The following is a 223-nucleotide window of genomic DNA, read 5'->3' on the forward strand; positions in this document are numbered from 1 at the left end:
GATCAAGGACAGCACCCTGCGCAAAGGTGTGGTGGTCAAGGCTAACAGCCATCTGGACGGCGCGGTGATGGGTGAGGGCAGCGATGCGGGTCCATTTGCGCGTTTGCGCCCCGGAACCGTGATGGGCGCCAGGGCGCACGTGGGCAATTTCGTCGAGCTGAAAAACGCCAAAATGGGTGACGATGCGAAGGCTGGCCACTTGGCCTACCTCGGTGATGCGGTG

The 223-nt window shown here is 62.3% G+C and carries 1 pseudogene; it reads left to right on the forward strand.

The features are described from left to right. Window positions 1-223: pseudogene (glmU, locus tag ACW9IR_RS30230) on the forward strand (bifunctional UDP-N-acetylglucosamine diphosphorylase/glucosamine-1-phosphate N-acetyltransferase GlmU); the annotation flags it as partial.

The organism is Pseudomonas sp. SDT291_1_S447 (assembly GCF_054070155.1).